The 26,210-nt window shown below is 30.4% G+C and carries 33 protein-coding genes and 1 tRNA gene; 28 read left to right on the top strand and 6 right to left on the bottom strand.

Going from position 1 to position 26,210, the window contains the following annotated elements; genetic code table 11:
- The first annotated feature begins 2 nt into the window (after positions 1-2).
- From rpsN to H9W90_RS08305, 21 genes are all read left to right on the top strand, one after another.
- Positions 3-272: a 30S ribosomal protein S14 gene (gene rpsN / locus H9W90_RS08405; RefSeq protein ID WP_187481182.1), complete on the top strand. Its 270-nt coding sequence runs from the start codon at positions 3-5 to the stop codon at positions 270-272.
- Between the two features lie 163 nt (positions 273-435).
- Positions 436-834, top strand: coding sequence for a 30S ribosomal protein S8 (gene rpsH, locus H9W90_RS08400; RefSeq protein WP_187481181.1), 399 nt, complete (start codon positions 436-438; stop codon positions 832-834).
- 10 nt (positions 835-844) lie between these two features.
- On the top strand, positions 845-1,390 hold the full coding sequence (rplF, locus tag H9W90_RS08395) for a 50S ribosomal protein L6 (RefSeq protein WP_187481180.1): 546 nt from the start codon (positions 845-847) through the stop codon (positions 1,388-1,390).
- 14 nt (positions 1,391-1,404) lie between these two features.
- Positions 1,405-1,749 (top strand): 50S ribosomal protein L18, encoded by a 345-nt coding sequence (rplR, locus tag H9W90_RS08390; protein WP_187481179.1) that lies wholly within the window; start codon positions 1,405-1,407, stop codon positions 1,747-1,749.
- Positions 1,750-1,752: 3 nt separating this feature from the next.
- A complete protein-coding gene (gene rpsE, locus H9W90_RS08385) occupies positions 1,753-2,277 on the top strand; it encodes a 30S ribosomal protein S5 (protein ID WP_302849814.1) in 525 nt (174 codons plus the stop codon).
- A gap of 10 nt (positions 2,278-2,287) precedes the next feature.
- Positions 2,288-2,470 carry a 50S ribosomal protein L30 gene (gene rpmD / locus H9W90_RS08380; RefSeq protein ID WP_187481177.1) on the top strand — a complete coding sequence of 61 codons (183 nt, stop codon included), beginning with the start codon at positions 2,288-2,290 and terminating at the stop codon, positions 2,468-2,470.
- A gap of 13 nt (positions 2,471-2,483) precedes the next feature.
- The gene (gene rplO, locus H9W90_RS08375) at positions 2,484-2,933 is read left to right on the top strand and encodes a 50S ribosomal protein L15 (protein ID WP_187481176.1); all 450 of its coding nucleotides are present in this window, start codon (positions 2,484-2,486) and stop codon (positions 2,931-2,933) included.
- Between the two features lie 11 nt (positions 2,934-2,944).
- Positions 2,945-4,270 (top strand): preprotein translocase subunit SecY, encoded by a 1,326-nt coding sequence (gene secY / locus H9W90_RS08370; RefSeq protein ID WP_187481175.1) that lies wholly within the window; start codon positions 2,945-2,947, stop codon positions 4,268-4,270.
- Position 4,271: 1 nt separating this feature from the next.
- The gene (gene infA, locus H9W90_RS08365) at positions 4,272-4,487 is read left to right on the top strand and encodes a translation initiation factor IF-1 (protein WP_004568721.1); all 216 of its coding nucleotides are present in this window, start codon (positions 4,272-4,274) and stop codon (positions 4,485-4,487) included.
- 77 nt (positions 4,488-4,564) lie between these two features.
- The gene (gene ykgO, locus H9W90_RS08360; protein ID WP_004568720.1) at positions 4,565-4,681 is read left to right on the top strand and encodes a type B 50S ribosomal protein L36; all 117 of its coding nucleotides are present in this window, start codon (positions 4,565-4,567) and stop codon (positions 4,679-4,681) included.
- Positions 4,681-5,046 carry a 30S ribosomal protein S13 gene (gene rpsM, locus H9W90_RS08355; protein WP_077809819.1) on the top strand — a complete coding sequence of 122 codons (366 nt, stop codon included), beginning with the start codon at positions 4,681-4,683 and terminating at the stop codon, positions 5,044-5,046. The genes ykgO and rpsM overlap by 1 nt, the downstream gene beginning before the upstream one ends.
- Before the next feature lie 75 nt (positions 5,047-5,121).
- Positions 5,122-5,505, top strand: coding sequence for a 30S ribosomal protein S11 (gene rpsK / locus H9W90_RS08350; RefSeq protein ID WP_100947468.1), 384 nt, complete (start codon positions 5,122-5,124; stop codon positions 5,503-5,505).
- 127 nt (positions 5,506-5,632) lie between these two features.
- Positions 5,633-6,238, top strand: a complete 606-nt coding sequence (gene rpsD / locus H9W90_RS08345; RefSeq protein ID WP_187481174.1) for a 30S ribosomal protein S4 — start codon at positions 5,633-5,635, stop codon at positions 6,236-6,238.
- Positions 6,239-6,332: 94 nt separating this feature from the next.
- The gene (locus H9W90_RS08340; protein WP_187481173.1) at positions 6,333-7,325 is read left to right on the top strand and encodes a DNA-directed RNA polymerase subunit alpha; all 993 of its coding nucleotides are present in this window, start codon (positions 6,333-6,335) and stop codon (positions 7,323-7,325) included.
- 60 nt (positions 7,326-7,385) lie between these two features.
- Entirely contained in the window at positions 7,386-7,859 is a 474-nt protein-coding gene (gene rplQ / locus H9W90_RS08335) for a 50S ribosomal protein L17 (RefSeq protein WP_187481172.1), read from the top strand.
- A 101-nt stretch (positions 7,860-7,960) separates the two neighbouring features.
- Positions 7,961-9,082 carry a glutamine-hydrolyzing carbamoyl-phosphate synthase small subunit gene (gene carA / locus H9W90_RS08330; protein ID WP_187481171.1) on the top strand — a complete coding sequence of 374 codons (1,122 nt, stop codon included), beginning with the start codon at positions 7,961-7,963 and terminating at the stop codon, positions 9,080-9,082.
- Positions 9,083-9,204: 122 nt separating this feature from the next.
- Positions 9,205-10,494 carry a phosphopyruvate hydratase gene (eno, locus tag H9W90_RS08325; protein WP_187481170.1) on the top strand — a complete coding sequence of 430 codons (1,290 nt, stop codon included), beginning with the start codon at positions 9,205-9,207 and terminating at the stop codon, positions 10,492-10,494.
- Between the two features lie 168 nt (positions 10,495-10,662).
- Entirely contained in the window at positions 10,663-11,949 is a 1,287-nt protein-coding gene (locus H9W90_RS08320) for a citrate synthase (protein WP_187481169.1), read from the top strand.
- A gap of 66 nt (positions 11,950-12,015) precedes the next feature.
- Complete coding sequence (locus tag H9W90_RS08315) at positions 12,016-12,930, top strand: dimethylarginine dimethylaminohydrolase family protein (RefSeq protein WP_187481168.1); 915 nt, start codon at positions 12,016-12,018, stop codon at positions 12,928-12,930.
- Positions 12,931-13,064: 134 nt separating this feature from the next.
- Positions 13,065-13,997 carry a citrulline utilization hydrolase CtlX gene (gene ctlX, locus H9W90_RS08310; RefSeq protein WP_187481167.1) on the top strand — a complete coding sequence of 311 codons (933 nt, stop codon included), beginning with the start codon at positions 13,065-13,067 and terminating at the stop codon, positions 13,995-13,997.
- Positions 13,998-14,049: 52 nt separating this feature from the next.
- Positions 14,050-14,730: a PrsW family intramembrane metalloprotease gene (locus H9W90_RS08305; protein WP_187481166.1), complete on the top strand. Its 681-nt coding sequence runs from the start codon at positions 14,050-14,052 to the stop codon at positions 14,728-14,730.
- Here the strand turns inward: H9W90_RS08305 and H9W90_RS08300 are convergent.
- Complete coding sequence (locus tag H9W90_RS08300; protein WP_187481165.1) at positions 14,727-15,131, bottom strand: hypothetical protein; 405 nt, start codon at positions 15,129-15,131, stop codon at positions 14,727-14,729. The two genes, H9W90_RS08305 and H9W90_RS08300, sit on opposite strands and share 4 nt — an antisense overlap.
- A gap of 2 nt (positions 15,132-15,133) precedes the next feature.
- On the bottom strand, positions 15,134-16,774 hold the full coding sequence (pafA, locus tag H9W90_RS08295) for an alkaline phosphatase PafA (protein WP_187481164.1): 1,641 nt from the start codon (positions 16,772-16,774) through the stop codon (positions 15,134-15,136).
- Between the two features lie 110 nt (positions 16,775-16,884).
- On the opposite strand from pafA, the gene H9W90_RS08290 reads away from it, so the two are divergent.
- From H9W90_RS08290 to H9W90_RS08270, 5 genes are all read left to right on the top strand, one after another.
- Entirely contained in the window at positions 16,885-17,625 is a 741-nt protein-coding gene (locus H9W90_RS08290) for an MlaE family ABC transporter permease (protein WP_187481163.1), read from the top strand.
- Position 17,626: 1 nt separating this feature from the next.
- Complete coding sequence (locus tag H9W90_RS08285; protein ID WP_187481162.1) at positions 17,627-18,394, top strand: ABC transporter ATP-binding protein; 768 nt, start codon at positions 17,627-17,629, stop codon at positions 18,392-18,394.
- A gap of 62 nt (positions 18,395-18,456) precedes the next feature.
- A tRNA-Lys gene (locus tag H9W90_RS08280) sits at positions 18,457-18,529 on the top strand.
- A gap of 143 nt (positions 18,530-18,672) precedes the next feature.
- Entirely contained in the window at positions 18,673-19,170 is a 498-nt protein-coding gene (locus tag H9W90_RS08275) for a CIA30 family protein (protein WP_187481161.1), read from the top strand.
- Positions 19,171-19,233: 63 nt separating this feature from the next.
- Complete coding sequence (locus tag H9W90_RS08270; RefSeq protein ID WP_187481160.1) at positions 19,234-20,706, top strand: DUF389 domain-containing protein; 1,473 nt, start codon at positions 19,234-19,236, stop codon at positions 20,704-20,706.
- A 64-nt stretch (positions 20,707-20,770) separates the two neighbouring features.
- On the opposite strand, the gene H9W90_RS08265 is transcribed toward H9W90_RS08270, so the two are convergent.
- Genes H9W90_RS08265 through H9W90_RS08255 form a run of 3 tightly spaced genes read right to left on the bottom strand, consistent with a single transcriptional unit; the run spans position 20,771 to position 23,131 of the window.
- The gene (locus tag H9W90_RS08265) at positions 20,771-21,853 is read right to left on the bottom strand and encodes a mannose-1-phosphate guanylyltransferase (protein ID WP_187481159.1); all 1,083 of its coding nucleotides are present in this window, start codon (positions 21,851-21,853) and stop codon (positions 20,771-20,773) included.
- Positions 21,843-22,436 (bottom strand): SprT-like domain-containing protein, encoded by a 594-nt coding sequence (locus tag H9W90_RS08260; RefSeq protein WP_187481158.1) that lies wholly within the window; start codon positions 22,434-22,436, stop codon positions 21,843-21,845. The genes H9W90_RS08265 and H9W90_RS08260 overlap by 11 nt, the downstream gene beginning before the upstream one ends.
- Before the next feature lie 14 nt (positions 22,437-22,450).
- Positions 22,451-23,131 (bottom strand): SDR family NAD(P)-dependent oxidoreductase, encoded by a 681-nt coding sequence (locus H9W90_RS08255; protein WP_187481157.1) that lies wholly within the window; start codon positions 23,129-23,131, stop codon positions 22,451-22,453.
- Positions 23,132-23,196: 65 nt separating this feature from the next.
- Here H9W90_RS08255 and H9W90_RS08250 point away from each other — a divergent pair, with 65 nt between their 5' ends.
- Positions 23,197-24,471 (top strand): metal-dependent hydrolase family protein, encoded by a 1,275-nt coding sequence (locus H9W90_RS08250; RefSeq protein ID WP_187481156.1) that lies wholly within the window; start codon positions 23,197-23,199, stop codon positions 24,469-24,471.
- Between the two features lie 15 nt (positions 24,472-24,486).
- Positions 24,487-24,699, top strand: a complete 213-nt coding sequence (locus tag H9W90_RS08245) for a hypothetical protein (RefSeq protein WP_187481155.1) — start codon at positions 24,487-24,489, stop codon at positions 24,697-24,699.
- Here the strand turns inward: H9W90_RS08245 and H9W90_RS08240 are convergent.
- Entirely contained in the window at positions 24,686-26,194 is a 1,509-nt protein-coding gene (locus H9W90_RS08240) for a hypothetical protein (protein ID WP_187481154.1), read from the bottom strand. The genes H9W90_RS08245 and H9W90_RS08240 overlap by 14 nt on opposite strands.
- Between the last annotated feature and the right edge of the window lie 16 nt (positions 26,195-26,210).

Here is a 26,210-nt window from a genome sequence, read left to right as displayed (position 1 = left end):
AAATGGCTAAAGAATCAATGAAAGCGCGTGAGCGCAAAAGAGAACGTGTAGTAGCAAAGTATGCTGAAAAGAGAAAAGCTTTAAAAGAAGCCGGAGACTATGATGCATTACAGAAGTTACCAAAGAATGCATCGCCAGTAAGATTACACAATAGATGTAAATTAACTGGTCGTCCAAAAGGATATATGCGTCAGTTTGGTTTGTCTCGTGTAACTTTTCGTGAAATGGCAAATCAAGGATTAATACCAGGTGTTAAAAAAGCAAGTTGGTAGAAATTAAAAATAAAGCTTAAAAATAAAAATAGAATGTGTATCTTTGCACGCTCTATTTTTTTTGAGTATAAGAATTTTAACTGATTATAGGTTCAATTATCACAGAGAAATCTGTAGCATAAATAGAGGTAGTTGAAAACCGGAATCGCAATTATAAATAAGTATGTATACAGATCCAATCGCGGATTTTCTTACTAGAGTAAGAAATGCAATCGCTGCAGGACACAGAGTAGTGGAAATTCCGGCTTCAAACTTGAAGAAGGAAATGACTAAAATTTTGTTTGATCAAGGGTATATTTTAAGCTACCAGTTCAATGCTGATAATGTTCAGGGAACTATTAAAATAGCTTTAAAATATGACAAGATTACAAAAGAGTCAGTAATTAGAAAAATTCAACGAATTAGTACACCAGGTTTACGTAAATACGTTGGCTCTACAGAGATGCCAAGAGTGTTAAACGGACTTGGAATTGCTATTGTTTCTACATCTAAAGGTGTAATGACAAACAAAAAAGCACGTCAAGAAAATGTTGGAGGAGAAGTTTTATGTTACGTTTATTAAACCTTAAGAGATGAGTAGAATAGGAAAAAATCCCGTTAGCATTCCACAAGGTGTAGATGTAAACATAAAAGACAATGTTGTAACCGTAAAAGGTAAATTAGGTGAGTTGACTCAGACTATTTCAGACGGTATATCAATAACAATAGAAGATGGTGTTATTACATTAGTAAGAGCATCTGAAAGTAAGAACCATAAAGCACAACATGGTTTAATGAGAGCTTTAATCTTTAACATGATTGAAGGTGTAAGTAAAGGTTGGTCTAAAGATTTAGAATTGGTTGGTGTAGGTTATAGAGCCTCTAATCAAGGTCAGAAATTAGATTTAGCTTTAGGTTTCTCTCATAATATTGTTTTAGAATTAGCTCCAGAAGTAAAAGTTGAAACAATATCAGAGAAAGGGAAAAACCCAATCATTAAATTAACTTCATTTGATAAACAATTAGTTGGTCAAATTGCTGCAAAGATTCGTTCTTTCAGAGCGCCAGAACCTTATAAAGGTAAAGGAGTTAAGTTTGTAGGTGAAATATTAAGAAGAAAAGCAGGTAAGTCTGCATAATATAATATAGCATTATGGCATTATCAAAGCTACAAAGAAGAACTAGAATTAAGCGTAGAATTAGAAAAATCATTTCTGGTACAGCTACAAAACCAAGATTATCGGTTTATAGAAGTAATAAAGAGATTTACGCTCAATTAATAAATGATGTAAACGGAGTTACAATAGCTAGTGTTTCATCAAGAGATATAAAAGCAGGTTCTAAATCAGAAGCAGCAACTGAAGTTGGTAAATCAATCGCAGAAAAAGCTACTAAAGCTGGTGTAGAAACAGTTGCTTTCGATAGAAACGGGTATTTATATCACGGTAGAGTTAAAGTATTAGCAGAAGCTGCAAGAGAAGCTGGTTTAAAATTTTAAGAAATTATGCAAGGATATAAAAACGTAGAAAGAGTTAAGCCAAGCGGATTAGAGCTTGTAGATAGGTTAGTAGGTGTACAACGTGTTACCAAAGTAACTAAAGGTGGTAGAGCATTTGGTTTCTCTGCAATCGTAGTAGTTGGAGATGGTAATGGTGTTGTTGGTCATGGATTAGGAAAGTCTAAAGATGTTTCTTCTGCAATTGCAAAAGCAGTTGAAGATGCAAAGAAAAATTTAGTTAGAATTCCAATTTTAGATGCAACTTTACCTCACGAACAAAAAGGGAAATTTGGTGGTGCAAAGGTATTTTTAAAGCCAGCATCTCATGGTACAGGAGTTATAGCCGGTGGTGCTGTAAGGCACGTATTAGAGTCAGTTGGTATACATGATGTATTATCAAAATCTCAAGGATCATCAAACCCTCACAATGTTGTAAAAGCAACTTTTAATGCATTATTACAATTACGTAGTGCAGCATCAATTGCTAAACAAAGAGGAATTTCTTTAGAGAAAGTTTTTAACGGATAAATCTAGAACGATGGCAAAAATTAGAGTTACACAAGTAAAAAGTCAAATCGGGCGTCTTCAGAATCAAAAGAGAACTTTAGAAGCTTTAGGTTTACGTAGAATGAACCAAACTGTAGAACACGAGGCAACTCCTACAATTATTGGTATGGTAAATACAGTTAAACACTTAGTTTCTTTCGAAGAAATTAAATAAGACATATAGAAAAATGAGTTTACATAATTTAACACCGGCAGAAGGTTCCATTAAAAAAGGAAAAAGAATTGCAAGAGGTGAAGGATCTGGAAAAGGTGGTACTGCAACAAGAGGTCACAACGGACAGAAATCTCGTTCTGGTTATTCTAAAAAGATAGGTTTTGAAGGTGGGCAAATGCCACTTCAAAGACGTGTACCTAAATTTGGTTTCACTAATATAAACCGCAAGGAATATCAGGGAATCAATTTAGATAAATTACAATCTTTAGTAGATAGCGGAAAGATAACAGATACAGTTGATTTAGATATTTTAATTGCTAATAGATTAGCAGGTAAAAACGACCTAGTAAAAATATTAGGAAACGGAGAATTAAAAGCTAAATTAAATATCACTGTACATAAGTACACTGCAACTGCAAAAGCGGCTATTGAAGCGGCTGGTGGAGAAGCAGCTACTTTATAAGAAACGTAAATATGAATTTTATTAATACACTAAAAGACATTTTTAAGATTGAAGAATTAAAGAACAAAATTCTTCTTACGATCGGTTTAATTGCTGTGTATCGTTTTATGGCAGCTGTTCCTTTACCAGGAATAGACCCATTACAACTTTCAGCATTAAAAGAAAGTACTTCAGGAGGTCTTTTAGGATTATTGAATGCATTTACAGGAGGAGCATTTGCTAGAGCGTCAGTAATGGCACTTGGTATTATGCCTTATATTTCTGCATCTATTGTAGTTCAGTTAATGGGAATTGCAGTTCCTTATTTACAGAAATTACAAAAGGATGGAGAAAGTGGACGTAAGAAAATTACTCAAATTACAAGATGGTTAACTATTGGTATTACATTGGTACAAGCTCCAACGTATATTACTGCTATTAAAACACAGTTTGGTTTAGGACCAGAAGCGTTTTTAGTTAGTGGACCAACTTTCTGGATTTCATCTATTATTATTTTAACTGCAGGAACAATTTTTGCAATGTGGTTAGGTGAGCGTATTACAGACAAAGGTGTTGGTAATGGTATTTCATTATTAATTACTGTAGGTATTATCGCTAATTTTCCAGCGGCATTTTTACAAGAATTTGTTGCAAAAACAACAAATGCTGGTGCTGGTGGAATTATGATGGTTCTTATCGAGATCATTGTTTGGTTTGTAGTGATTTTATTAACTGTACTATTGGTTACTGCTGTTCGAAAGATTGCAGTACAATATGCCAGAAGAACAGTTGCAGGGAACATACAAAATGTTGCTGGTTCTAGGGATTATATTCCTTTGAAATTAAATGCAGCAGGGGTTATGCCTATTATATTTGCACAAGCAATTATGTTTTTACCAGTTGCTTTAGCGCAAAGATTTCCATTTATGGCAAGTTTGCAAGATATTAATGGTTTAGGATACAATGTTATTTTTGCATTGTTAATTATTATCTTTAGTTTTTTCTATACAGCAATAACTATTCCTACGAATAAAATGGCTGAAGATTTAAAGAGAAGTGGTGGTTTTATTCCAGGAATTAGACCAGGAAAAGATACTGCAGATAGATTAGATAGTGTATTGTCTAGAATTACTTTCCCAGGATCGTTATTCCTTGCAGCTTTATCTATCTTGCCAGCAATTGTAGTTCAATTTGGAGTACAACAAAGTTGGGCTATGTTTTATGGTGGAACATCATTAATAATCATGGTAGGAGTAGCAATTGATACCATGCAGCAAATAAATTCGTATTTGTTAAATCGTCATTATGATGGTTTAATGAAAGCGGGAAATAGCAACAGAAAATCGAATAACAAATAGTATGGCTAAACAATCAGCAATTCAACAAGACGGAACAATAACAGAAGCATTATCTAATGCAATGTTTCGTGTAGAATTAGAAAACGGACATATTGTTACGGCACACATTTCTGGTAAAATGCGTATGCATTATATTAAACTTTTACCTGGAGATAAGGTAAAATTAGAAATGAGCCCATACGATTTATCAAAGGCAAGAATTACTTACAGGTATTAATGAATTAATAATTAGAAGATTAGAAGGTTGTAATTTAAATTTTTAAATCTTTTAATTTTTAAATAAAATTAGAAACGATGAAAGTTAGAGCATCAGTTAAAAAAAGAAGTGCCGACTGCAAAATAGTTCGCAGAAAAGGCAGATTATATGTGATTAATAAACAAAATCCTAGATTTAAACAAAGACAAGGGTAATGGCAAGAATAGCAGGTATTGATATTCCAAAGAATAAAAGAGGAGTTATTGCTTTAACTTACATCTTTGGTATAGGAAGCAGCAGAGCTAAAAAAGTTTTAGCAGAAGCAAAAGTAGACGAAAGTATTAAAGTTCAAGACTGGACTGATGATCAAATCGCAGCAATTAGAGAACAAGTTGGATCTTTCACAATTGAAGGTGAATTACGTTCAGAAGTTCAAATAAACATCAAACGTTTGATGGATATTGGTTGTCAAAGAGGAATTCGTCATAGACTTGGTCTTCCATTAAGAGGACAAAGAACTAAAAACAATTCTCGTACAAGAAAAGGTAAGAGAAAAACTGTAGCTAACAAGAAAAAATAAGTTAGATAAGTAATAAAGATCTAATAATAGTTTTACTATAAAATTAGAAAACTAAATTACTAAAACTGAATAATTATGGCAAAAGCAAGTTCAAAAAAACGTAAAGTAATAATAGAAGCAGTTGGAGAAGCGCATGTAACAGCATCTTTTAACAATATCATTATTTCTTTAACAAATAAAAAAGGTGACGTAATTTCATGGTCATCTGCAGGTAAAATGGGTTTTAGAGGTTCTAAAAAGAATACTCCATATGCAGCTCAATTAGCAGCAGAAGATTGTGCAAACGTTGCAAAAGAGGCAGGTTTACGTAAAGTAAAAGTTTATGTAAAAGGTCCAGGTAATGGTAGAGAATCTGCTATTAGATCTATCCACAATGCTGGTATTGAGGTAACTGAAATTATTGACGTTACACCAATTCCTCATAATGGTTGTCGTCCACCAAAAAGAAGAAGAGTTTAATCTGAATTTTAGTTCAGGTTCTCTTTAATGAGAATATCACAATTAATTATATTTTAATTTGATAGGAATAAGATTATCGAAGGAGAGTAAGCCTTAATTCATAATCCCTATCTATAACAAAAAAGAAATGGCAAGATATACAGGACCAAAAACTAAAATTGCTCGTAAATTTGGCGAAGCAATCTTTGGAGAAGATAAAAACTTCGAAAAAAGAAATTACCCTCCAGGACAGCATGGAAATGCAAGAAGAAGAGGAAAAAAATCTGAATATGCAACTCAATTAATGGAGAAGCAAAAAGCAAAATATACTTATGGTATTTTAGAGCGTCAGTTCAGAAACTTGTTTAAAGAAGCACAATCTGCATCTGGAATTACTGGTGAAATCTTATTACAATTATGTGAATCTCGTTTAGATAACGTTGTTTACAGAATGGGAGTTTCTAACTCAAGAAGTGGAGCTCGTCAATTAGTTTCTCACAGACACATTACTGTAAATGGAGAATTAGTTAATATTCCATCATACAGTTTAAAAGAAGGAGATGTAGTATCTGTAAGAGAAAAATCTAAATCATTAGTTGCTATTGAAGATGCATTAGCATCTAACAACAATGTTTTTGAATGGTTAACTTGGAACAATGATACTAAAACTGGAACTTTTGTAAAAGTACCAGAAAGATTACAAATTCCAGAGAACATCAAAGAGCAATTAATAGTAGAATTATATTCTAAATAATAAATTATTCACATTGGTATTTAGCCAAAGGATTTATTTGTACTTCTTCAAACTTATAAATCGCGCAACTAAATAACAATTAAAAAGAAGAAATATGGCAATTTTAAATTTTCAAAAGCCCGATAAAGTTATAATGATAGAATCTACAGATTTTTCTGGTAGATTTGAGTTCAGACCTTTAGAACCAGGTTTTGGTTTAACGGTTGGAAATGCGTTAAGAAGAGTACTTTTATCATCTTTAGAAGGATTTGCAATTACATCATTAAGAGTAGATGGTGTAGAGCATGAGTTTTCTACAGTTAGTGGTATCGTAGAAGATGTAACAGAAATTATCTTAAACTTAAAACAAGTTCGTTTTAAGAAACAAATTGAAGATACAGACAGAGAAACAGTTTCTGTATCTGTATCTGGTCAAGAGCAGTTTACTGCAGGAGATTTACAGAAATTTATTTCTGGTTTTCAAGTATTGAATCCAGATTTAGTAATCTGTAACATGGATAAATCTGTAAAGTTAAATGCAGAAATTACTATAGAAAAAGGTAGAGGATTTGTACCTGCAGAAGAAAATAAAAAAGCTTCAGCACCAATAGGAACAATCTTTACAGATTCTATTTACACGCCAATTAAGAATGTAAAGTATGCAATCGAAAACTTTCGTGTAGAGCAAAAAACGGATTATGAAAAATTAGTTTTCGATATCGATACTGATGGATCAATCAATCCTAAAGATGCTTTAACTGAAGCTGCAAAGATATTAATCCACCACTTTATGTTATTCTCTGATGAGCGTATCACTTTAGAGGCAGATGAAATTGCACAAACTGAAACATATGATGAAGAATCATTACACATGCGTCAGTTATTAAAAACTAGATTAATCGATATGGATTTATCTGTAAGAGCTTTAAATTGTTTAAAAGCTGCAGAAGTAGATACATTAGGAGATTTAGTTTCCTTTAACAAAAGCGATTTAATGAAGTTCCGTAACTTCGGTAAAAAATCATTAACAGAACTAGAAGAATTAGTTATTGTTAAAGGTTTAAATTTCGGAATGGATTTAACAAAATACAAATTAGATAGAGATTAACCTTTCATATTTTGCTCCTCAAAATGGGTAGATGCAAGATGAAAGAATAAAACAAGCGTCATGAGACACGGAAAAAAACACAATCATTTAGGAAGAACAACTTCGCACAGAAAAGCGATGTTAGCTAATATGACTTGTTCTTTAATAGAGCACAAGCGTATTAACACAACAGTGGCAAAAGCAAAAGCTTTAAGAGTATTTGCAGAACCATTAATTACAAAGTCTAAAACTGATACAACTCACAACAGACGTATTGTATTTTCTTCTTTACGTGATAAATTTGCAGTTACAGAATTATTTAAAGAAATTTCTGTAAAAGTAGCAGACAGACCAGGAGGATATTTACGTATTATCAAATTAGGAAACCGTCAAGGAGATAATGCTCCTATGGCAATGGTAGAATTAGTTGATTATAACGAAATCTATAATCCTAAAGGAACAAAAGCAAAGAAAACTACTCGTAGAGGAAGAAGCAAGAAAGCTGATTCAGCTCAAGTAGAAACAACTGCAACAGAAGAAAAATCTGAAGAATAAGAAATGAAAATTTTTTAAATTATATAAAAGGGATAAGCGTTTACGTTTATCCCTTTTTTTATATTTTTGCATCAACACAAAAGCAAACACAACAACTATCAATGAAATATCAAACACGCAAAAAAGCTTTAGTTTTATTAGCAGACGGAACAATTTTTTATGGAAAATCTGTTGGTATTGAAGGAACATCTACAGGAGAAATCTGTTTTAATACAGGTATGACAGGCTATCAAGAAATTTTTACAGATCCATCTTATTTTGGACAGTTAATGGTAGCAACAAATGCTCATATAGGTAATTATGGAGTAAATGATAATGAAGTAGAATCTGATGGAATTAAAATATCAGGATTAATTTGTAGAAATTTTAGTTTTACACATTCTAGGGTAGATTCAGACGGAAATTTAAAAGATTGGTTTACTAAACATAATTTAGTAGCTATTTCTGATGTTGATACAAGAGCTTTAGTAGCATATATTAGAGATAATGGAGCAATGAATGCAATTATTTCTACTGAAATTGACAATATTGAAGCATTAAAAGATCAACTAGCCAAAGTACCAAGTATGGAAGGATTAGAGTTAGCATCTAAAGTGTCTACTAAAGAACCATATTTTGTTGGTGATGAAAAAGCTGAAATTAAAATATCTGCTTTAGATATTGGTATCAAAAAAAATATTTTAAGAAATTTAGCAAAAAGGGGAGCTTACATAAAAGTATTCCCTTATAATTCTTCATTTGAAGATTTATCAAATTTTAATCCAGATGGATATTTTATTTCAAATGGACCTGGAGATCCAGAACCACTAAAAGAAGCTCAAGAAGTTGCTAAAGAAATCATAAAAAGAAATTTACCTTTATTTGGTATTTGTCTAGGACATCAGGTTATTGCATTATCGCAAAATATTTCTACTTATAAAATGCATAATGGTCATAGAGGAATTAATCATCCAGTAAAAAACTTGTTAACTGGTAAAGGAGAAATTACCTCTCAAAATCATGGTTTTGCTATTAATAGAGAAGAAGCAGAAGCAAATGAAAATATAGAAATTACACATGTTCATTTAAATGACCATACAGTAGCAGGAATTAGAATTAAAGATAAAAATACTTTTTCTGTTCAATATCACCCAGAAGCTAGTCCTGGACCACATGATTCAGAATATTTATTCGATGAATTTATAAAGAACATTAAGAATAGTAAAAAAGTATCAGTTTCCTAAACGACTAACAGTATAACTGAAAACGTTTTCGTAAGTAACTATTTAAAACCACTCCCAAAAGAGTGGTTTTTTGTAAATTAGCAACACTAAATTAAGAAAACATTAATTAAAAAATAAATAAAATGAGTATTATAATTAGCGTTCACGCACGTCAAATTTTCGATTCAAGAGGTAATCCAACAGTAGAAGTAGATGTTACAACAGAAAACGGAGTTTTAGGTAGAGCCGCAGTTCCTTCTGGAGCTTCTACAGGAGAACATGAAGCAGTAGAATTACGTGATGGTGGTACAGCATACATGGGTAAAGGAGTTTTAAAAGCTGTTAAAAATGTAAACGAAATTATAGCTCAAGAACTTTTAGGAGTTTCTGTTTTCGAACAAAACACTATAGATCAATTAATGATTGATTTAGATGGAACACCAAACAAATCTAAATTAGGAGCAAACGCAATTTTAGGTGTTTCTTTAGCAGCAGCAAAAGCAGCAGCAAATGAATTAGGTATGCCTTTATATAGATATGTAGGTGGAGTTTCTGCAAATACTTTACCAGTACCAATGATGAATATCATTAATGGAGGTTCTCATTCAGATGCACCAATTGCATTTCAAGAGTTTATGGTAATGCCTGTAAAAGCCGAAACTTTTACTCAAGCAATGCAAATGGGGTCAGAAATATTTCATAATTTAAAGAAAGTTTTACACGACAGAAATTTATCTACAGCTGTAGGTGACGAAGGAGGTTTTGCACCGAATTTAGAAGGTGGAACTGAAGATGCATTAGATACTATTAAAAAAGCAGTAGATAATGCAGGTTATACTTTAGGTGATGATGTTATGATTGCATTAGATTGTGCAGCTGCAGAATTTTATAAAGATGGTAAATATGATTATTCTCTTTTTGAAGGACCAACAGGTAAAGTTCGTTCAAGTAAAGAACAAGCAGATTATTTAGCAGAATTAGCAGCAAAATATCCTATTATTTCTATTGAAGATGGGATGGACGAAAATGATTGGGAAGGTTGGAAATATTTAACTGAAAAAATCGGAGATAAAGTTCAATTAGTTGGAGATGATTTATTTGTAACAAACGTAGAACGTTTATCAAGAGGAATTGAAAACGGAATTGCAAATTCAATTTTAATTAAAGTAAACCAAATTGGTAGTTTAACTGAAACTATTGCCGCTGTAAACATGGCTAAAAACGCTGGTTTTACATCTGTAATGTCTCATAGATCTGGTGAAACAGAAGATAATACAATTGCAGATTTAGCAGTAGCTTTAAACTGTGGACAAATTAAAACTGGTTCTGCATCTCGTTCAGATAGAATGGCAAAATACAATCAATTATTAAGAATTGAAGAAGAATTAGGAGAAACGGCTTATTTTCCACAAGAAAAAGCGTTTAAAATATAAGTTTAAACTTATTAATATTGAAGCCTCATAAATCATTTTTATGAGGCTTTTTTTTGTCTTAACGTATAATAAGTTAATGTTATTTTAAAATTTTAAAAAACTATTAGAACTCATTTTAAAATTCTTTAAAATTTGGTATCTTCGTGGGAATCTAAAAAATCATTATAAATGTCAGATATAGCTAAATTACAAATAGGAGAAAATTCATACGAATTTCCACTTATAAAAGGAACGGAAAATGAAGTAGCAATAGATATTAAGTCTTTGCGAGGAGCTACAAACGGTGTTATTACTATAGATCCAGGGTATAAGAATACAGGTTCTTGTGAAAGTGCAATAACTTTTTTAGATGGTGAAAAAGGAATTTTAAGATATAGAGGATATTCAATTGAAGAATTAGCAGAAAAAGCAGATTTTTTAGAAGTTGCTTATGCATTAATTTTTGGAGATTTACCAACTAAAGAACAGTTAGATAAATTTCATGCAGATATTAAAACAAAATCTGTTGTAGATGATGATATTAAAAAAATATTAGATGCTTTTCCAAAGACGGCGCATCCAATGGGTATTTTATCTTCATTAACAAGTGCTTTAACAGCATTTAACCCATCTTCTGTTAATGTAGATTCAGAAGAAGAAATGTACAATGCCATCGTTAAAATAATGGCAAAGTTTCCAGTTCTAGTTGCTTGGACAATGCGTAAGCAAAAAGGATTACCATTAAATTATGGTTCTAAATCTTTAGGTTATGTAGAGAATATTATGAAAATGATGTTCGAAGAACCTAATGAAGATTATGTAATGAATCCAATAATAAAAGATGCATTAGATAAATTATTAATATTACATGCAGATCATGAGCAAAACTGTTCTACTTCTACAGTAAGAATTGTAGGTTCTTCTCACGCAGGTTTATTTGCATCATTATCAGCAGGAATTTCTGCACTTTGGGGACCACTTCATGGAGGTGCAAACCAAGCAGTGTTAGAAATGTTGGAAGCAATTAAAGCTGATGGTGGAGATACAAAAAAATACATGGCTAAAGCCAAAGACAAGTCAGACCCTTTTAGATTAATGGGTTTTGGACATAGAGTATACAAGAATTTTGATCCAAGAGCAAAAATTATTAAAAAAGCTGCAGATGAAGTTTTAAAAGATTTAGGTATCGAAGATCCTATTTTAGATATCGCAAGAGGTTTAGAGCAAGAAGCTTTAAATGATCCTTATTTTGTAGATAGAAAATTGTATCCTAACGTAGATTTTTATTCAGGAATCATATATAGAGCAATGAATATTCCTGTAGAAATGTTTACTGTTATGTTTGCAATGGGACGTTTACCAGGTTGGATAGCACAATGGAAAGAAATGCGTTTAGGGAAAGAACCAATTGGTAGACCAAGACAAATTTATACTGGTGAAAACTTAAGACCATTTAAAACAATAGACAATAGATAATTTTTAATTATTTTTACATAAACAAAAAGCTTCATATTTCATGAAGCTTTTTTTATCGCTTTACATATGTTAAAACTCAATATTAAAAACGAAACTTCTAGATTAAGAGCTGTTGTTTTAGGAACAGCAGAAAGTAATGGAGGAGTACCAAAAGTTGAAGATTGTTACGATCCTAAAAGTGTACAACATGTAATTGCTGGAACATACCCAAAAGAAGAAGATATGATTTCGGAAATGGATGCTGTTGAAGCTGTTCTTAAAAAATATAATGTAGACGTTTTTAGGCCAAAAGTGATTGAGAATTACAATCAAATTTTTTCTAGAGATATAGCATTTGTTATTGATGATAAATTGGTAAAAGCAAATATATTACCAGATAGAGATCAAGAAATAGACGCAATTAATCATGTTATTTCTAAAATTGAACCAGAAAATATTATCAAGCTACCAGAAGAATGCCATGTAGAAGGTGGAGATGTAATGCCTTGGAATGATTATATTTTTGTAGGAACTTATTCTGGAGAAGATTATTCAGACCATATAACAGCTCGTACAAATATAGATGCAGTAATAGCTTTACAAGAATTATTTCCTGATAAAACTGTGAAATCTTTCGAGTTAAGAAAAGATAACACTGACCCAAAAGAAAATGCACTGCATTTAGATTGTTGTTTTCAACCCATAGGAAAAGACAAGGCCATACTTCATAAAAACGGATTTTTAGTTGAAAAAGAATATGAGTGGTTGTTGAATTTCTTTGGAAAAGAAAATGTTTTTGAAATCACTAAAGAAGAAATGTACAACATGAATAGTAATGTTTTTTCAATTTCTGAAGATGTTATCATTTCAGAAAAAAACTTTACAAGACTAAATTCTTGGTTAAGAGAAAATGGATTTACTGTTGAGGAAGTTCCTTATGCAGAAATAGCAAAGCAAGAAGGTTTGTTACGTTGTTCTACAATGCCTTTAATTAGAGATTAGTTTTTTATTTATTTCAAATTTTCTTTATTATTAGTTAACTATATTGAGTTTTAAAAATTCAAATCAAATTATATTTGACATTGATAATAAAGTGTACTTAAAAATGCATAATTTTGCGGATAAATTAAATTTAAATGCAACAAACTACAAATACCATTTTAATGATTCGTCCTATAAATTTTAGGAAGAATGAGCAAACTGCTGTAAATAACTATTTTCAAGAAGATTTAGCTTTAAAAAATGCTGAAATAAATGCCAAAGCTCAAGAAGAGTTTGATGCTTATGTTTTTAAATTGAAAAGTTACGGAGTAAATGTGGTTGTTGTTTCTGATACAGATAAATTTGATACACCAGATTCTGTTTTTCCAAATAATTGGATTTCTTTTCATGAAAATGGTACCGTTGGTATTTACCCAATGTTTGCAGAAAATAGACGTTCAGAAAGAAGAGAAGATATTTTAGAAACTTTAGAAAATGAAGGTTTTATAATAGAAAATATTGTCGATTACACTTCAGCTGAAGAAGCAGATATATTTCTTGAAGCTACAGGAAGTATTATTTTAGACAGAGTAAATAGAAAAGCTTATTGTGCTCTATCCGCAAGAGCAGACGAAGAATTATTTATAGAGTTTTGTGAGGATTTTGAATATACACCAGTAGTTTTTATAGCAAACCAAACAGTAGAAGGCAAAAGAGAAGCTATTTACCACACAAATGTTATGATGTGCGTTGCAGAAACATTTGCGGTTATTTGTTTAGACACGATTGACGATAAGCAAGAAAGGAAAAATGTTTTAAAACATTTAAAAGAAGATGGAAAACAAATTATTGAAATTACTGAAGAACAAATGCATAGTTTTGCAGGTAATATGCTACAAGTAAAAGGTGAAAATAATGAGTTGTTTTTAGTAATGAGTAAAGCTGCACACGATTCTCTAACACAAAGTCAGGTTGCAAAAATAAATAACCACTGTAAAATTATTTCGAGCTCTTTAGAAACTATAGAAACCTGTGGTGGTGGAAGTGCACGTTGTATGATGGCAGAAGTCTTTTTGCCAAAAGCATAAATTAATTGATAAGCTAGTACTATCAAAAAGTCTTTTTTGATATATTTACTGTATGAATTTACTTCTCCTTGCTGTTGCACCAGTAACTATTATTATTCTGTATATTTATTTTAAAGATAAATTTGAGAAAGAACCTATTGGGTTTTTATTTAAGAATTTTTTATTAGGTGCAACTGCAAGTATTTTAATTACTTTTATTTTAGGAATTTTTGCGTCAAAGTTAATTCCGTTAACAGATGCTAAAAGTATTCTACAGCAGTTTCTACAAGCATTTTTTGTAGTTGCTTTGGTAGAAGAATTTTCTAAATATTTAATCGTTAAATTTTACGCACAGAAAAATAAAGAGTTTAATGAACCTTTTGACGGAATAGTATATGCAGTAATGGTTTCTATGGGTTTTGCCGCTTTAGAAAATGTTCTATATGTTTTTCAATATGGAGCAGCAACAGGGTTTTTAAGAGCATTTACAGCAGTGCCTGCACACGCAACTTTTGCTATTTTAATGGGATATTTTATGGGAAAAGCTAAATTTTCTAACAATAGAATTGTTTTGAATTTAACGGGCCTTTTATTCGCAACTATTTTCCATGGAGCTTATGATTTCTTTTTATTTATCAACTTTATTCCTGGAATTTCTATAGGAGCTTTTGTCTCTTTAATTATTGGAATTGTTCTTTCTAGAAAAGCGATAAAAAGGCATCAAAATAACTCTGTTTTTAAAGATGTAACTTAATTAAATCTTCGGTATATAAATTTATATGGTAATTGAGTTGCTTCAATAATTAAATTATCAGCTTCAAAATAAGCAACATATAAAATTTCATTAGGGAAATCAAATAATTCATAACCAAAATTACTTTTCCTCCAACTTCTTAAAGCGGAACTACTTTTACATTCTTGAGGTGTTTGTTCAAAATCGATATAACTAGAAAAAGTTTCATATTTACCAAATAATATTCTAAATTCTGAATAGTAATACTCACTGCAGCCTAAATCCACTTTAGTGTTTCCATCATATTTTTCGGTCATTTTCCACTTGCCAATAATTCTATCTTCTAAATCATTTTCATTTGAACAAGAAAATAATAATAATGTAAAAATTACTGGTGCAACTAATAACTTAATTGTTTTCATTATTAATTGTCTAAAGCCTCTTCAACTACTTTTCCAGAAGTACCATTTGGTGCTTCAATTTTTAATAAATTAGAAATTGTTGGAGCAATATCTATAATTTCATATTTTTTTGCTGAAGAACCTTTTTTAATCCCATTTCCATAGAAAATTATTGGAACGTGTGTGTCATAAGAATACCCAGAACCATGGCTGGTACCTTTATTAGAATAAATTAAAGTTGCTGGATAAGGAATCATTAAAACATCACCAGAAAATTTTTGATTATATCCATTTTGAAGTGAGTTTAAAATACCATCTGTAAAAGATGTTGTTTGTAAAGTTCTTGCAGTTACAGCTTTGTAAACTCCATCGAAATTTAAAACCTCATCAGCTAATTTTTGCGCAACAGTATTTAAATTTAAACCTAAAGTTTCAATTTTTTCTTTATTTAAGAATATTTGATAATTAGAAACGTTTTCAATCAACTCCACCGAATTGAAATATTTTTTAGTAACTTCTAAAATAAATTCTCTAAACTTTTTTACATCAAAATAATGAGCAGGAATTTTTAAAGATTGCAAATAAGAGGGAACATGAACAGCTGCGTGATCTGCAGTTAAGAATAGGGTATAGTTGTCTTTACCAACCTGTGCATCTAAAAATTGAAAGAAATCTGCCAAAACCTTATCTAACCTTAAATAAGTGTCTTCTGTTTCTACTGCAGCCACACCATATTTATGACCAACATAATCTGTTGAAGAAAAACTAACAGTTAACAAATCTGTATAATCAGATTTTCCTAAATTTTCACCAATAATAGCTGCTTTTGCAAAATCTGCTGTTAAAGTATTTCCGGCAGGAATAGCTTTTATTAAAGAAAAGTTTCCATTTTTCTTTCTTAATTCTTTTAAATCTTTAGGAAAAGTAGGTGATTCTTGTCCTTTAAACTTCCCTTCAAAAATATTGTCATCTGCTCTACTTTGGCTATATGTTTTAATATCATATAAGGTTGTCCATGGAGTATTTAAATATTCATCTGCTTTATTGTTTGCATTAAAATCTTTTACCCATTGCGGAAGCTCATCCATGTAAAAAGTACTAGAAATAAACGTATTGTAATTACCTCCATCATACCAATACGCTCCATTTGCTGAATGACCAACTGGTAAAATTGCAGAACGATCTTTTATTGAAATTCCAATTGTTTTACCATTCATGTTTTGAGATAAATGTAATTGGTCTGCTATGGTTGTTGTGTATAATCTAAATGGCGATTTTTGGCCATAAGTACCTTCGTTTCCAACAGTTTTATAATTATTATCATCTACACAATAAATAGACTTTTTTAAGAACTTGTCATACCAGTTATTTGAAATGATTCCGTGATTACTTGGTGTAGTTCCTGTAAATATAGAAGTATGACCAACTGCTGTATAAGTTGGTATATAATTATAATGTGCGTTTTCTAAAGAAAAACCATTCTTTAAAATTCTATTAAAACCATCTTTTCCATATCTATCTGCAAAGCGAGTTAAATAGTCATACCTCATTTGGTCTACAACAATTCCTACAACTAACTTTGGTTTTTTAGTGGTTTTTTCTTTAGGCTTACAGCTGAAAAGCATTGACATAGAAAACAAGAAAACGAAGAATATTTTTTTCATTTTTAATAAGAATAATTATTTATACTTCAAAAGTAATTATTTTATTTTGATACTTATAAATTAACTCTTTTTTATTCATATTTTAATACTTTAGCATAAAATTAAATTGAATGAAATATCTAGAAGATATTGGTAAATACTTTGCAATGTTAGGGCAAGTTTTTAAAAAACCTCAAAAAGGTAGGGTTTTTTATGAATCATTGTTAAAAGAGATTGAAGAACTTGGTTTAAAGTCATTAGGTATTGTTATGTTTATTTCCTTTTTTATTGGAGGAGTAATTGCTTTACAAACTGCCTTAAATTTAGACAGCCCATTTATCCCTAAATCTTTAATCGGGTTTGCGGCAAAACGATCTATAATTTTAGAATTTGCGCCTACATTTTGTTCAATTATTTTAGCAGGTAAAGTAGGTTCTTATATAACTTCGAGTATTGGTTCTATGCGAGTTACAGAACAAATAGATGCATTAGATGTTATGGGTATAAACTCCATAAGTTTTTTAGTATTGCCTAAAGTTATTGCTACTGTCTTTTTCTATCCTTTTTTAATTGCATTAGCAATGATTTTAGGAATTTTTGGAGGTTGGGTTGCAGGAGTTTTATCTGGTTTATTTACAGCTACAGATTATATAATTGGAATTCAAACCACATTCAATCCTTTTTTAGTTCAGTATGCAATGATTAAAACATTGGTTTTTGCCTTTTTAATAGCCACTGTGCCATCTTTTCATGGTTATTATGTAAAAGGAGGTTCTATTGCTGTGGGTAAAGCCAGTACACAAGCAGTTGTTTGGACCACGGTTTTAATAGTTGTAGTAAATTATATTTTAACAGAAATGCTATTGACATAAAATGATAGAAGTAGAAAATTTACATAAAGGTTTTGGAGAAGTTAAAGTTTTAAAAGGTATATCAACTAGTTTTGAGCCCGGAAAAACAAGTTTAATTATTGGACAAAGTGGATCTGGAAAAACAGTTTTCTTAAAATCTCTCATAGGTTTACATACTCCAGAAGAAGGCACAATTTCTTTTGATGGAAGAATAAACACAAAATTAAATCTTGAAGAAAGAAGACAATGGAGACAAGAAATAGGAATGGTCTTTCAAGGAAGTGCTTTGTTTGATTCTCAAACTGTAGAGGAAAACGTAATGTTTCCTTTAAAGATGTTTACCAAGCAATCTCGAAAAGAAATGTTAGAGCGTGTAAATTTTGTTTTGAACAGAGTTAATTTAGAAGATTCTAATGATAAGTTTCCTGCAGAATTATCTGGTGGAATGCAAAAAAGAGTAGCTATTGCAAGAGCAATTGTTATGAAACCTAAATATCTATTTTGTGATGAGCCTAACTCTGGTTTAGATCCTCAAACTGCAATTGTAATTGATAAATTAATTCAAGAAATTACAGATGAATATCAAATTACAACAGTAATTAATACGCATGATATGAATTCTGTAATGGAAATTGGAGAAAAAATACTTTTTTTAAAGAATGGTAGAAAAGCATGGGAGGGAAGCAGTAGTGAGATATTTAAAACTGATAATGAGGCAGTTGTAGATTTTGTGTATTCTTCTAACTTATTCAAAAAAGTTAGAGAAGCATATTTAAATGAAATAAAGTAGTTAAGATATTTGTTTTATTGAAAATAAGGTATATATTTGCACCCGCTAAAACGAAAAAGAATGACCTGGTAGCTCAGTTGGTAGAGCATCTCCCTTTTAAGGAGAGGGTCCTGGGTTCGAGCCCCAGCCCGGTCACTAAAACTCCACACATTTGTGTGGAGTTTTTTATTTTTAACAATACTTCAACAGTCAAAATCTAATTTAATAGATACTTTTGTTTTTATATTTTTCTAATAAATATGAACAAATTTTATATTATAGTCTTAGCATTTATTTTTATGAACGACTCTAACAAAACTATTTTTGATTTTAATACTAGTTCAGATATTTATCAATGGAAAGTTGTTGATGATGTTGTTATGGGAGGAAAGTCTAACGGAAGTTTTAAAATTAACAAAGACGGTAATGGAGAATTTTCGGGTCTTGTTTCTTTGGAGAATAATGGAGGTTTTTCATCTTTAAGATATGATTTTAAATCAAAGGAGACAGAAGGGTACAAATTCATTGTTTTAAAAGTAAAAGGAGATGGAAAAAAATACCAATTTAGACTTAAAGACGATAAATTAAATAAGCATTCTTACATTTCAACTTTTGAAACAAACGGAAAATGGCAAACAATTAAAATAACTCTTTCTGAAATGTATCCAGCTTTTAGAGGTGTAAAGCTAAATATAGGTGATTTTTCTTCCAATAAAATAGATCAAATTGCTTTTTTAATAGGAAATAAAAAAGCTCAAAAATTTAAGTTAGAAATTGATGAAATATTTTTTCAATAACAAATCAAATTATTTTTCAGACATCTTTTTTTGTATCTTTCCAATGTTCTAAAAGTGTAAAGAATGGAAGAAGATATAGAGAAAAATATAAAGCCACATCCACCAGAAGATTCTAAGCAGAATATTCAAGAAGATGCAAAAGGACTTGTAGAAAACCTTAAAAAATTTTTAATAGAACTTTTCGATTTCAGAGATGATACTGATCAAGAAGCTACTATAGAGGCTATAAAAGCCGATATTCCTTTTAAGGGGGCTACAGCATGGATTCTTATTTTCGCAGTCTTTGTGGCGTCTATTGGGTTAAATGCTAATTCAACAGCTGTTGTTATTGGAGCTATGTTAATTTCTCCTTTAATGGGGCCTATTTTAGGAATAGGAATGTCTTTTGCTTTAAACGATATTAATACTTTTAAAAAATCATTAACCAATTTAGGTGTAATGATTGGCTTAAGTTTATTTGCTTCATTTTTATTCTTTTATTTCTTTCCCTTAAGTGAAGATAATTCAGAGTTATTAGGTAGAGTTAGTCCAGATATTAGAGATGTTTTAATTGCATTCTTTGGTGGTTTAGCTTTAATGGTTGCAAGAACTAAAAAAGGAACTGTTGCTTCTGTAATTTTTGGAGTTGCTATTGCAACAGCCTTAATGCCACCTTTATGTACAGCTGGTTATGGTTTAGCAAAAGGTAATTTTGCTTACTTTTTTGGTGCTATGTATTTGTTTACAATTAATACCATTTTTATTGCCCTTGCAACTTTTCTAGTATTAAAGCTTTTACGTTTTCCAATGCATAAATATGCAAATGCGGCTAAAAGAAAAAGGTATTCTACCATTGCCACAGTTGTTGGTCTAGCAGTAATGATTCCTGCAATTTTTACTTTTTTAAGTGTTTTTAATGAAAATCAAGTAAAAACACAGGTTAATAATTTTATTAAAAATGAAGTAAAAACTATTCCTAATTTTCAATTGATGGATAATTCTTACAACACTGAAAAAAAAGAAATTAGCCTAAACTTTTTTAATGAAGTTTCTGAAGGTGAGAGAAATATTCTAAAAAATCAATTAAACAATAATATTAATTATCAAAAAATTAAAGATTTTGAGATTAAAATTAAAGGAAGTGATACCAAAAGTTTTGAATTAATAACTACTGCTTATAAAGAAAAGCGAGAAGAACTTCAAGAAAGTAAGAATATTATTGCAGGCTTACATAAACAAATTGCAGATTTACAAGAGACAATATCTAGTTTAAATAATAGAATAGAACAGGATGCCCTGAATAAAAATAAAAAAGTAATTGCTTTTAGTAGAATTGCTAAAGATGCTAAAATTAGATATATAGATATAGAGCAAATAAGTTTTGCTCAAAAATTATCATCTAAAGATTTTATTAAAATTGATACTATTCCTGTTGTAGCTATTAAGTGGAATACTAAATTGAAAGACAGCATTATAAGACCAAAAGAGAAAGAATTAAGAAATTGGTTACAGAAAGAAATGGAATTAGATACTCTTTTTATTAGAAGAGATTATTAACATAATATAAATAAAAAAGCTCCTTAATTAAAAGGGGCTTTTTTATTTATAAACTTTTCTTTTTTTACACAAATTTATCACCAAAAGTATCTTTTACTTCTTTTGTAATTTGTTTTATATCTTGTTCACTTTCCTTCGGACAAATTAAAAGAACATCTTCTTTTTCAACAATAATATAATTACTTAAACCCTGTATAACAACTTTCTTTCCAGATTGTGTTCTAATCATGTTTCCATTGGCGTCTCTAAAAATAGTATTTGCACCAACTACCGCATTTTTGGCTTCGTCTTTTTCTAATTTATTGTATAAAGAACCCCAAGTTCCTAAATCATTCCACCCGAAATCTACTGGTAATACATGTACATTTTTAGCTTTTTCCATGATTCCAAAATCAATAGAAATGTTTTCACATTTTTCGTAATTATTTTTTATAAAATCATCTTCAAAATCTGTATTATACACATTGTTTCCATCATCTAAAGTATCAACCATTTCTGGTAAAGAATTTTTAAAAGCTTTTATAATACTTTTAGCAGACCAAACAAAAATTCCTGCATTCCATAGGTAATCTCCACTTTCTAAAAACTTTTCAGCAGTTTCTAAATTTGGTTTTTCAGTAAAGTTTTTTACCTTTTTTATTTGTGAAGCTTCTTTTTCAAACTGAATATAACCATAACCAGTATTAGGATTATCTGGTTGAATACCTAATGTCATTAAAATGTCTTTCTCTGCACAAGCATTAAAAGAAGTTTTAATATTTTTGGTAAATTCATGTTCATCATCTATCCAATGATCAGAAGGTGCAACTAAAATTACCGCATCTGGGTTTTGGTTGTATATTTTTAAAGCTGCATACAAAATACAAGGAGCTGTATTTCTCATTGCGGGTTCTAGTAATAGTTGATTTTTTGATGTTTTGGGTAACTGCTCTAAAACCAAATCCTCATAACGTTCATTGGTAGCAATTAATATGTTTTTAGAAGGAACTAAATCGTTAATTCTTTCGAAAGTACGTTGAATTAAACTTTGTCCAACACCTAGCATGTCATGAAATTGTTTTGGAAAAGAACTTGTGCTCATTGGCCAGAATCGAGAACCAACTCCACCAGCCATAATTACGGCGTAGTAATTTTTATTATTTGTCATATCTTTCTATCTCTACATTTTGATTGAATAAGTACACTTTTTTGTTGCTCATATTCAAACATTCAAATCTTGTTCTGCGTTTATTTCCTCTTTTATAAATTGTATTTTTAAAAATAAATAAACTTCCAAAAGGAATATCAAAGATAAAGTTCTTTCCGGTTTCTGCCACATTACCTTTTAAAACTAACGATAAATTAACATCTGCATCTGTACTTGCTTTTGGATTTTTTAAATAATTAGCTAGGTATGGTAATATTTCTTTCGGATAAATTTCTGGGTGTAAAAATGGCAGCATTAAGTGCTGAAAAACGGTTTTCCATTCTTTGCCATGAGGCTGAACTCTACCAAATTTCTGATGTGTAACGTGATGTGCAATTTCATGAACTAACGTTAATAGAAACTGATATTTGTTTAAATTATTGTTTACTGTAATTTGAAACGTGCCATTTGGCAAACTTCTAAAATCTCCATGTTTGGTTTGCCTTTGATTTACAATTTTTAAAGTGAAATTATGCTCATCAATTAAAAATTGAATAAAAGGAATTGCTTTTTTTGGAACGAAATCTTGATAATGTAAACTCAATTTTTTCTTGCAATTTAAGGTGTAGAAGAAGAAACTTGTAACACTTTTCCGTTATAAAATTTGTTTCCTGTTAACGCAAAATTGTATATGTAATCTGCCATTTCTGTTGCAGAAAGTGGTGCTTTATAACCAGGGAAAGCTTCTTCAAGCATTTCTGTTTGTACAGCTCCTAAAGCTAAAACATTAAATGCAATTTGTTGTTCTTTATATTCTTCTGCTAATAATTCTGATAATGTAATAACAGCCCCTTTTGCAGAACTGTAAGCAGCCAATCCAGGGAACTTCATACTTCCTTGAATTCCTCCCATAGAACTAACGGTAACAACATGACTCTCTTTTTGTAAAAATGGAATTAAATTCTTTGTTAATTCTGCTACTGCAAAAACATTTATTTTATATACTTCTAAAAAATCTTCTGAAGTTAATTCCGTAAAAGGTTTGTTTATTAATTTGCCGGCATTATTAACTAAAATATCTACTTTTTTCCAGTTAGAATTTACGAAACTAACAGCTTTTTTTATGTCTTCCGCAAGTGATAAATCAACAGAAATTGTAGTAATATTTTTATGATTAAAATCATCTAAAGGTTTAGTGTTTCTAGATAATGCTAAAACTCTACAATCATTTTTAGCAAACATTTTTGCTAACTCAAAACCAATTCCTCTGCTTGTTCCAGTGATAACAACGTTTTTCATATTCTGAAATTTAAAGTTAGCAATCTACTCAATTTTTCATACATTTAAAGTCAAAATCTTAACAAATGAGAAAATTACTTTTACTTTTTTTTGGACTACTTTTTATACAGAATTCAATTGCACAAACATCTTATATTTTATGTGGAAAGTTGATTGATACCAAATCAGGAAACATTTCTTCGGAAAAAACAATTGTAGTAAAAGGAAATAAAATTGCCGATGTTATAGATGGTTATATAATGCCAAAAGGTGGCAACTTAATAGATTTACGAGATAAGGTTGTAATGCCTGGTTTAATTGATATGCATGTTCATTTAGAAATGGAATATGATAATAAAACAAGAATTAAAAAATACATTTTAAATGAAGCAGATGTTGCTTATAATTCAGTGAAATTTGCAGAATTAACACTAAAAAATGGATTTACAACTGTTAGAGATTTAGGCGGTTCTGGTGTAAATATTTCTTTAAGGAATGCTATTAACGCAGGAGATATTCCAGGGCCAAGAGTTTTTACAGCCGGTAAATCTTTAGCAACAACTGGTGGTCATGCAGATCCTACAAATGGAAGTAGTAGAAAATTAATAGGAAATCCAGGTCCAAAAGAAGGTGTTGTAAACTCTGTAGAAGATGCTAAAAAAGCAGTAAGACAGCGTTACAAAAATGGAGCAGATTGTATAAAAATAACTGCAACAGGTGGTGTTTTAAGTGTTGCTAAATCTGGTGATAATCCGCAATTTACAATAGAAGAGATAAAAGCAATTTGTGAAACTGCTAAAGATTATGGAATGCATGTTGCAGCTCATGCACATGGAGATGTAGGAATGCAAAGAGCAATTATTGGTGGTGTAAAAACGATTGAACATGGAACTTACATGAGTGATAAAACAATGGAACTCATGAAAAAACATGACGCATATTTAGTACCAACAATTACTGCAGGAAAAGAAGTTGCAGAAAAAGCAAAAATTGCAGGATTTTATCCTGAAATTGTAGTTCCAAAAGCCTTGGCTGTTGGTCCTCAAATTCAAGGTACTTTTGCTAAAGCTTATAAAAAAGGAGTAGGAATTGCATTTGGTACAGATGCTGGAGTTTTTAAACATGGTGTTAATGGAAAAGAGTTTGGTTTTATGGTAGAAGCAGGAATGCCAGCTATGGAAACGATTCAATCTGCAACCATTACAAATGCTATGTTATTAAAAATGGAAAACGAAATTGGACAAATACAAAAAGGTTTTTATGCAGATATTATTGCTGTGGATAATGATCCAACAAAAATTATTTCTACAATGGAAAGTGTTGTTTTTGTGATGAAAAATGGAGTGGTTTATAAGAAATAAATAAAAATATAAAGAATGTTAAAAAATAAAAATTGGGATTTATTTTTCATGATTGTAGCAATACTAAATGTTGTACTATCATTTGTTGGTGATAAGACTGTGGAAACAATATTTAATTATGAAATAAATATTTGGACATACAGAATCCTATGGACAGTACTTGCTGGTATATTTTTAATGAATTATAGAAAGAAAAAGAATTTAGAATCTGATATTAATCAAAAATAATATGCTGATATGCACCAATATCTGGAGCAGCAGTTCTATTTATACCTAAAATATCTTCAGAAAAAGAAGTTGGTGCAGCTTTGTTTATTGCATCACTTTTTTCGCCAATTATAAAATCTTCTTTTTGAGTATCTCTAAAATTAGGATTTCCGTTTGCAATGATGTCTTGATAAAAAGCTGTGTTTGTAAAATCCATTTGTGGATTGTTCTTTAATTCTTCACTAGAAGGACTGTATTTTATTAAGCTATTGCTAACTGAATAGTTGAATAAACTTCCATCAATTTTATCAAAAAAGAGCTCAAAACCATTATTACCATCAAAAATACAATTGGTAAAATTAGCTGTTTTTAAATCTCTAGTTTCCGTAATTTCTTGTCCGTTATTGTTTACATAAGTAAAATGATTATTTACTAAAACAGCTGGTAATTGTCTAATTCCGTTGTTCCAAAAGTTTGCGAAAGTACTGTGTGTAAAATTGTAAGTTCCGCCAACTGTTGCAGCTAAAGATGCTTGCCCAGCAGAACCAATAACAACATTGTGTGCCTCAATATTGGTTTCTCTGGCAAGAATACCATAGTTAGAATGGTTGTAAATTTCTGTGTTTTGTAACTTTAAAGTTGGAGTAGAGGTAGCACCAATACTATCAATTAAAATTCCGATAATTCCGTTTTTAATTTGCGCGTGTTTTATTTCGTTGTCTTTACTTCCAGGACGCATCCAAATTGTACCCCATTGCCCAGGTATTTCGCTAAATCCATGTTCTAATCTATCTCCTTCAAAAATTACTTTTTCGGTTAAAGTTCCATTTACAATTAAGGTTGCTTTATCTTCTATAATTAAACCAGAATTATTATGAAAATGGACTTTTGCACCAGCTTCAATAGTTAATGTTTTATTAGAAGGTACAGCTGCATAACCATAAATTACAGTTGGTTTTGCGTTTGTAAAAGTAAGTTCTGTATCAGATAAAAAACGACCTTTAATTGTAGTTGGTTCTCCATTTAAAGTTAGACTATCAATTTTCATTGATATTGGGTCTTTTCCGGGAAAAATAAAGTTGGCATCTTGCACTAAAGTAACCAGATCTACATCTTGTTTATTATTACCATTATCAAACAATATTCTATCTGTATATAATGGGTTAGGAACATTATTTGCATCTATCGTAGTTTCCACAAAAACATATATACTGTCTTTTGCTAAAATATCTATGTCAATAAATTCTTTACCAGGAATTCCGTCTACGTTTAATCTATAATTAGAAGAAATTCCATTTTCTAATTCAATTTTAGGAATTGTAATACTTTTATTTCCTCTGTTATATACTTTTAAATTATAGGTAGATGAACCAATATTAGAGAAAATAGTATCTAAAAAAACAGTGTCTTTAGAGAATTCTAAATTGCCAAAACTAGGAATTGTATCAAAGTTTTTTCTACATGAAGTTGTAAAAATTAATACAATAAAAATAAGAAAACCTAACAAATATCTCATAAAATCGATTTAGTTT

This window comes from Polaribacter pectinis, assembly GCF_014352875.1.
In the GTDB taxonomy this organism is placed as follows: Bacteria; Bacteroidota; Bacteroidia; order Flavobacteriales; family Flavobacteriaceae; genus Polaribacter; species Polaribacter pectinis.
This window is presented reverse-complemented; position numbering and strand designations above follow the sequence as displayed.